The following is an 8,895-nucleotide window of genomic DNA, read 5'->3' on the forward strand; positions in this document are numbered from 1 at the left end:
TATCATATTTTCAAACTATTATATAAATATACTAACAAAACAAACCTAACAAATTTTTTTCATTTATTTGCTCCTCCAAAGTAAATAATAACTCCTTTTTTACCACTAGTTCAATTGCTAGTGGTTTTTTTGCACAAAAAAAGCCAAGATATTTTCATACCTTGGCCCTTACTATTTTTTTATTTAATCAAACGATAAATTGCATCTGCGTAAATAACTGTTGCATTGATTAAATCATCTACTGAGATGAACTCATTTTTTTGATGCATTGTGTCGATACTATCTGGGAACATCGCACCATAAGCTACACCACGTTCCAATAAACGGCCAAATGTTCCGCCGCCGATAACTTGTTCATGTCCTTTAAGTCCTGTATGATCTTCATAAACAGCTAACAAAGTCTTAACCAATGGATCTTCTGGAGATACGTAGTGTGGTGCTTTACCACCTGCTGTTAAAATAACTTTTGCGCTTGTTCCAGCTACTTTTTCTTCAATAGCTTTTGTAATTTTTTCTTCAGACATTCCTTTAGGATAACGGAAGTTTAATGTAATTGTGTTATTATCTTTTGTTTCGTCAAAAGCAAACACCCCAGCATTCATTGTTACATCTCCCATAATATCATCTACATAGTTAACACCAAATTTTTTACCTTCAGTATCTTCATGAATGAAATCAGCAACAATAGTAACAAAGTCCTTAGCTGGTCCTGAAAAATCATAGTAGCTTAAGAAGTTTGCTAAGTAAGTACCGGCATTAATTCCTTTTGCTGGCATCGCGCCATGAGCGGCTGTTCCGTATAATTTGATTGTTACAGTTGTGCCATCTACTGAGATATCACCTGTTACAGGAGCATCTTTTAAATAATCTTCATACTCTTTAGAAAAGGCTGAGACATCACCTGAAACTTCTACTACTGCTTCTGCTAAATCTGGAACCATGTTAGCTCTTTGACCTGAATCAAAACGAACTAAACGTAATGTTCCGTCATTTTTTCCAGCAACTTGAACTAAAATAGTTGTATTTCCCTTTTCACCATTAATGATTGGAAATTCAGCATCTGGAGAAAAACCAAAATCTGGTGTTTCTTCTACTTCTAAGTAGTGATCCATACATTTCCATTCACTTTCTTCATCCGTACCAATGATAACACGTGTACGTTTTGAAACTGGTAATTCCAATTCTTTAATAATTTTTAAAGCATAGTACGCAGCCACTGTTGGCCCTTTATCATCACTTGCTCCACGAGCATAAATTCTATTATCACGAATTTCTGGTTCAAACGGTTCTGAATCCCAACCAGAACCAACAGGAACGACATCCACATGACCAAACACACCTAAGGTTTCGTCTCCTGCACCATATTCAATATGACCTGCATAGTTATCTACATTTTTTGTTGTAAATCCATCTCTTTCGCCAATTTCTAAAAACTTAAGAAGTGCTGCTTTTGGACCAGGTCCAACTGGGGCATCTTCTGTTGCTTTATCGTCTTCTCGAACACTTGGCACGCGTAATAAGTCGAATAAATCTTTCATTAAATCTTCACGACGAGCCTCAACTTCTTTTCTCCAATCGATTGTCATCCTAAAATCCCTCCATTTTTACTTATTATGTTGTTATCATAACACTTTTTTAATGTTTTGAATAATAAAATTTCAATTTCGCAAGCTGGCCAACTCTTCATCTGTCAATTCACGGTAACTCCCTTTCTTTAGCTGAGAATCTAAAAATAATCCTCCCATACTCTGTCTATCTAAAGTCACTACTTTCTTCCCAACAGCTTCTACCATTCGTTTGACTTGATGAAATTTCCCCTCAACTATTTCTAAATTAATTAGTGTAGTCTCACTCTCTACATCTGTTTCAAGAATCATTAGCTTAGCTGGTAAGCAGTGTTCATTGCCACTAATTGTAACTCCTGTTGAAAAAACTAAGACATCCTCTGCTGTCATCAAACCAGCTACTTTTGCCTGGTACAACTTTGGTACTTTTTTCTTAGGTGAAAGCAACTGATGACTCAATTCACCGTCATTAGTAATTATTAACAACCCCGTTGTATCTTTATCTAGTCTACCAACTGGAAATAAGCCTGGAACTTGATCTACTTCTGAAATTAAATCTATCACCGTTCGATGAAGATTATCTTCTGTTGCCGAAATAACTCCTTTAGGTTTATTTAGCATATAGTAAACAAATTTTTTATAATTCACAACTTCTCCATAAACACTAACGGCATCTTTGTTTTCGTCAATCGATTTCTTACCATTTTTTTCAGGTTTTCCATTAACACAAACTACCTTTTTCTTTAAAATTTCTTTCACTTCTTTTCTGGAACCAAATCCTGTATGACTCAAAAATTTATCTAATCGCATACTATCCTCCTAAATAAAAAGAGAAAGAAACATACATTACGCTTCCCTCTCCTATAACTTATTTAATTTTAAATTTAATACGTAATTTTGCTACCTTGTCTCCCATTAACTTATCTGCTAATCGTGTTTTAAGAGCCAACCAACCATAAACTGCAACACCAGCTGCAACAGAAATTAAAATAATAATCAACGCTTGGAATTTTCGTTCTGGATTTAGAAATAGATATAAAAACGAACGAACCAAGGTTGTTGTTCCTGACATAATTAAACTAAAAATAGTAATTAGTATGGTTCGACGAATAGTTAATGAATAATTAAATTTCGTAATCTCATGAACTTTTTTAGTCATTAAGTAGGCTGCAACAGTAAAGCCAATACCTGATGCTATTAATGGACCATAAACTTCAAAAATTCGAATCATCGGATATTGTAGTACTAATTTAATAAGCAGACCTACACCTAAATTAAAAATAGCATCACTATTTTTATAAAGTCCTTGCAGTGTCGTTGAAATTAAAATAAAAAATCCCATGATTAAACCAATGTAACTAGCTTCTATTAACACATTAATTCCTAGAACATCTGGTTCATAAAATAAAACATACATCGGCTTAGCTAAAACGACCATACCAAAAGTTGCTGGCATCATGATTAAAAACAACAATTGAATATTATCACTAACTAACTTAGCTAGTCCTGCTTCATCTTTTTTGGTAAATGCTTCTGTAATTAGCGGTAAACTAGTCATTGCCATGCCTGTTGCTAGAGAAATTGTAATCATAACCAATTTATCTGGGTTGGCACTAAAAACACTAAAAAGTGATGACAGTTGATCTTTTGAAAAGTTTGTAAAACCTGCCATGATTTTTTCAAATGTGAATTGGTCAACTAATTTAAAGAAAGTTATAGCTGAGCCCACGATAATAAATGGAATAGCTTCTGTAATCATTTCTTTAACTAAACTATTCTCAGATACTTCGACAGTATTATTACTTCCAGCAATTAAACGATCCATCTCAGGTTTTTGTTTTTTATAAAACCAGATTAAAGCACCATATGCTCCCAACATACCAATAAATGCAGCAAAAGTTGAGTGAATAACTGCCGTTACATAGTCACCTTTCACTACCTTAATAATAATAAAGGTAGCAAGTAACATATAAAATACACGAGCAATTTGTTCCACAATTTGAGACACAGCAGACGGCATCATATCTTGATTTCCCTGGAAGTACCCGCGAATAACACTCATACTTGGGAAAATCAATACTGCTATACTAAGTGCTCTCATAACTGGTACTAGATTTGGATCCCCGGCTGCCAGGATTGGCGATATTAAGTACATAACACCAGCACATAATATGCCAAAACCTGCCATAATAACCAAGGTTCGTTTAAATAATCTTTGACTAATTTTATATTCATTTAATGAATTATAATAGGAAATTTGTTTTGCAATTGCCCCTGGAATACCAGCTGTAGCAATCATTAAGAATAATGCATACACATTGTAGCCTTTATTGAATAAACTATTCGCAACCTTACCATGCTCACCCATCCACGCATACCACGGGATGATATAAACTGCCCCTAACAATCTAGACAACACATTACCTACAGTCATCCAAAGGGAGCCACGAACCATTTTTTCCTTAGCGTTTAGCTCTTTAGAATTATCTTCAAAAGAGGTATCTTGATTCGACATGCTTCTATCCAACTTTCTTCATCTATACTGCTATAATTGTAGCGATTTCGAAAGGATTATGCAAACTCTTTTAAGAATATTTAACAATTTTGACAACTCTTTTTAGTTGGCAACAATATTAACTAATTTATTCGGAACAACAATCACTTTTCGAATTGTTTTTCCATCAATGTTTGCTTTCACTTGTTCGTGATCTAACGCTGTTTTTTCAAGGTCTTCTTTACTTAAATCACGCACCACAACCGCTTTAGCTTTTACTTTACCATTAACTTGGAAAATAACTTCGATTTCATCTTCTACTAACTCTTTTTCATCATAAGTTGGCCACGCTTCATAACTAATACTTTCGCTATGTCCCATACGTTCCCATAATTCTTCGGAAATAAATGGCGCAATTGGTGCAAGCAATTGAAGGAAACCATTCATGTATTCGACTGGAAGAGCCTCTGCTTTATAAGCTTCATTTACAAAAATCATTAATTGTGAAATAGCCGTATTAAAACGTAGATGCTCTAAGTCATCTGTTACTTTTTTCACTGTTTGATGATATACTTTTGTTAATTTCCCATCATTATGAGTCGTAATTCTATCACGTAATACAGCATTCTCATCAATATAAAGACGCCATACACGATCTAGGAATTTACGGCTACCCTCTAGCCCTTTTTCACTCCAAGCAACAGACGCATCAAGTGGTCCCATAAACATTTCATAAAGTCTTAGTGTATCTGCACCAAACTCATTAACTACATCATCAGGATTAACTACATTTCCTTTAGACTTAGACATTTTTTCGTTACCTTCACCTAAAATCATTCCTTGATTGTACAATGTTTGGAATGGTTCGATTGTTGAAACAACACCGATATCGTACAAGAATTTATGCCAGAAACGAGCATAAAGTAAATGAAGAACAGCGTGTTCTGCTCCTCCTAAATATACATCAACTGGTAACCATTCTTTTAATTTTTCTGGATCTGCTAATTGCTCCGTATTATGTGGATCAATAAAACGTAGATAATACCATGAGCTTCCTGCCCATTGCGGCATCGTATTTGTCTCACGACGACCCTTCATTCCAGTTTTTTCATCTACTACATTAATCCAGTCTTCCATATTTGCTAGTGGTGATTCACCTGTTCCACTAGGTTTAATGTCTGTTGATTTTGGTAAGACCAATGGTAATTCATCTTCTGGAATAGCGGTCATACTTCCATCTTCCCAATGTATGATTGGAATTGGCTCACCCCAATAGCGTTGACGAGAGAATAACCAATCACGTAAACGATAACTTGTTTCTTTTTTACCAACACCGTTTTCTTCTAGCCATGCAATCATTTTTCCAATTGCTTCTTCTTTTTGAAGACCATCTAAAAATTCCGAATTAACATGAACGCCATCTTCTGTGTATGCTGTTTCTTCAATGTCTCCACCTTCAATGACTGAGACAATATCTAAATCAAAGACTTTAGCAAATTCATGATCACGTTCATCGTGACCTGGAACTGCCATAATTGCTCCCGTACCATAGGTTGATAAAACATAATCTGCAATCCAAATTGGCATTTCTTTTCCGTTGGCTGGATTAATTGCAAAAGCACCTGTAAAGACACCTGTTTTTTCTTTAGAAAGTTCTGTGCGATCTAAGTCTGTTTTCTTTTCTACTTCTTTAATATACGCATCAATTTTTTCTTTTTGCTCTGGTGTTGTAATTTCTTGAACCAATTTTAATTCAGGAGCAAGAACAGCATATGTTGAGCCAAATAACGTATCAGGACGTGTTGTAAAGACTGTAAATTCTTTATCTGTGTCTTTAATTTTAAATGTAACGTTAGCTCCTTCAGAACGACCAATCCAATTACGTTGCATTTCTTTAACGCTTTCTGGCCAATCAATAGTCTCTAAATCATCAATTAAGCGATCTGCATAGGCTGTAATTTTTAGCATCCATTGTTTCATCGGAACACGGTAAACTGGATGGCTTCCACGCTCAGACTTACCATCAATAACTTCCTCGTTTGCTAAAACAGTTCCTAAAGCTGGACACCAGTTAACAGCCACTTCTGCCTCGTAAGCTAAGCCTTTTTCAAACATTTTAGTAAAAATCCATTGTGTCCATTTGTAATACTCTGGATCTGTTGTGTTGATTTCTCTTTCCCAATCAAAACTAAAGCCTAATGAGTTTAATTGGCGCTTAAATGTTTGAATATTTTTTTCTGTAAATTCTGCTGGATCATTTCCTGTATCAAGTGCGTATTGCTCTGCAGGTAAACCAAACGCATCCCACCCCATTGGATGTAACACATTAAAACCTGTTGCTCGTTTGAACCGAGCCAAAACATCTGTTGATGTATATCCTTTAGGATGTCCTACGTGTAGTCCCTGACCTGATGGATACGGGAACATGTCTAGTGCATAAAATTTAGGTTTGTTAGAGTCATCTTCTGTTTTAAAGGTATGATTCTCTAGCCAATTTTTTTGCCATTTTTTTTCAATTTCTACGTGATTATATGCCATTTTTCTTCCTCCTAAAATATAATAAAAAAAGCCCTATAAAAGCAATTTAATGCTTTTATAGGACGTTGATTTTAACGTGGTACCACCTATTTTTATGTAGCCTAAATACACAACTACATCTCATCGTCATGATAACGGACTGAATCCGGCTATAAGCATCCTCAGAGCTAAGTTCAAGTTTCTATCTTTATGCACTCTCAGCAATCATGCACTCTCTAAAAAAGTTTTCACTCTACTACTTCTCGTCATTGTTTTAATTATTAAGCACATAATAACAGAATCAAATTCACTTCGCAACTAAATCAATCATTAAACTATTTAACCTACTCGTAAATTTTGTCCCGTATAAATTACATCACTTGATAATTTATTCCAAGCTTTCAATTGTGACACACTTGTATTGTACTTATTAGAAAGAGCCCACAATGAATCACCTGAATTCACTTTATGGCGTTTTACCTTACCATTACTACTACTTTGACGTGTTGCTACTTTAGCAGTTCCTGGAATTTTCAAGCCTTGTCCTACATAAATTAAATCACTTGATAATCCATTTGCCTGTTTCAAATCAGAAACACTTATATTATATTTCAAAGCAATTTGATATAATGTATCGCCACGCTTCACTGTGTAAGTTCCAGTGTGAGCTGTTGTTGTTTGTTTTTTTGGTTGATTTTGATGACTAACAGTTTGAGTGGATTGACCATTAATTTTTAAGCTTTGACCAACAAAGATCATGTCACTCTTTAAACCATTCCATTTTTTAATATCATTTATACTGACACCATAACGAATACTAATACCATACAACGTATCTCCACGTTTCACCGTGTAAGTTCCTGTTGTTTGTTTTGGTTTTGTCTGAGTTACAGGTTTTGGTTTTGTTGATTGATTATTAGTAGGTTTTGCGGTACTCGTTGCTGTACCACCTTTAACTGTCAATTTTTGACCAACATAAATCATATCACTCTTTAAGCCATTCCATGATTTTAACTGCGCTACTGATACACCATGCTGTAAACCAATGCCGTACAATGTATCTCCACGTTTCACTGTATACGTTCCCGTAGTTTGAGCTGGTGTTGGTTTTGAAGGTGTTGGTTTTACTGTATTTCCTGTAGATGGCTTACTCGTATTTGTCGTTGTACCACCTTTAACTTGTAAATTTTGACCAACATAAATCATATCACTTTTTAAGCCATTCCATGATTTTAATTGAGCAACTGTCACACCATACTCTAAAGCAATACCATATAACGTATCTCCACGTTTTACTTTATGTGTTTTCGCACCTTGATTCGTTGGTTTAGGATTATTTGTATTAGGTTTGCCTGTGTTTGGTTTGCTTGTATCTGGTTTTGGCGTTGGTTTTGACGTATTTGGTGTTGTACCGCCTTTTATTTTTAGTTTTTGACCAACATAAATCGTATCACCTTTTAAGTTATTCCATGATTTTAATTGAGCAACTGTCACACCATATTTCAAGCTAATCCCATATAATGTGTCCCCACTTTTAACAGTGTGAGTACTTCCACTACTATTTTGAGTATTACCAGAGTTGTTATTGCCAGTATTTGGTTTACCTGTGTTTGGCTTACCTGTATTCGGTTTACTAGTGTTGCCCCCACCTGGCTTATCATACTGTGTTAAGTTATGAGTAATAATTAAATTATTTAGTTTAGAATTATAATTTGGATCCGTTGCATATCGACCAGTTAACCAACGCGTTGCATCTTGATATGAGCTGGTTTGTGACTTCCAAGCACCTACATAATAGTAATTTCCCGGTGAAAATGACGTTGTTTTTAATACACGCGCATTATCTTCAAAAGATTGACGATATGAAGGGTATTTTCTAAATTGAGCGTTAATTACAACATTTTGACCATTAAAGTGTTCCCATGTTTGCATCGTAACAGATTGTCCATTATAGCTTCCTTTAATACCAAATAAGTTATGATTTGGTGGTGAAGATAATGTACTTGAGCCGTAACCACTTTCTAAAATTGCTTGAGCAATCATAACTGAGGCATATAAATCATTAGCTCCTGCTACTTCTTGCGCATGATAAGCTGTATTTTCAATAAATTGAGATTGTGGCGTTGCTGCTAACGTTCGTGATTGTGGTGCTGAAGCTGGTTCAACTACTGAACGTCTAACAGGTGCTGCATTTTTTTGTCTTGTCTCTGCTTTCTTTATACCTTTTTCTACCGACACTTCGTCTTTCGTTTCAGAAGTAGATGTTTCTTTGTTTGAGCTCTCTTTTGTTTGACTTTCTGAAGTGGCGCTTTCTTTGCT

5 protein-coding genes and 1 other annotated feature are annotated in these 8,895 nt (G+C 35.1%); all 5 genes read right to left on the minus strand.

All coding sequences use genetic code 11. From position 1 onward, the window contains the following. Nucleotides 1-179: 179 nt before the first annotated feature. Complete coding sequence (pepV, locus tag RR554_RS09320) at nucleotides 180-1,586, minus strand: dipeptidase PepV (protein ID WP_332467883.1); 1,407 nt, start codon at nucleotides 1,584-1,586, stop codon at nucleotides 180-182. Nucleotides 1,587-1,658: 72 nt separating this feature from the next. Next, nucleotides 1,659-2,375, minus strand: a complete 717-nt coding sequence (locus tag RR554_RS09325; RefSeq protein ID WP_332467884.1) for a pseudouridine synthase — start codon at nucleotides 2,373-2,375, stop codon at nucleotides 1,659-1,661. Nucleotides 2,376-2,433: 58 nt separating this feature from the next. After that, entirely contained in the window at nucleotides 2,434-4,080 is a 1,647-nt protein-coding gene (locus tag RR554_RS09330) for a putative polysaccharide biosynthesis protein (RefSeq protein ID WP_332467885.1), read from the minus strand. Nucleotides 4,081-4,182: 102 nt separating this feature from the next. After that, nucleotides 4,183-6,597, minus strand: coding sequence for a leucine--tRNA ligase (gene leuS / locus RR554_RS09335; RefSeq protein ID WP_332467886.1), 2,415 nt, complete (start codon nucleotides 6,595-6,597; stop codon nucleotides 4,183-4,185). 55 nt (nucleotides 6,598-6,652) lie between these two features. Beyond that, nucleotides 6,653-6,855: a binding site (T-box leader), on the minus strand. A gap of 60 nt (nucleotides 6,856-6,915) precedes the next feature. Further along, on the minus strand, nucleotides 6,916-8,895 hold a 1,980-nt coding region (locus RR554_RS09340), incomplete at its 5' end, for a muramidase family protein (protein WP_332467887.1).

This window comes from Vagococcus sp. (genome assembly GCF_036639995.1).
In the GTDB taxonomy this organism is placed as follows: Bacteria; Bacillota; Bacilli; order Lactobacillales; family Vagococcaceae; genus Vagococcus.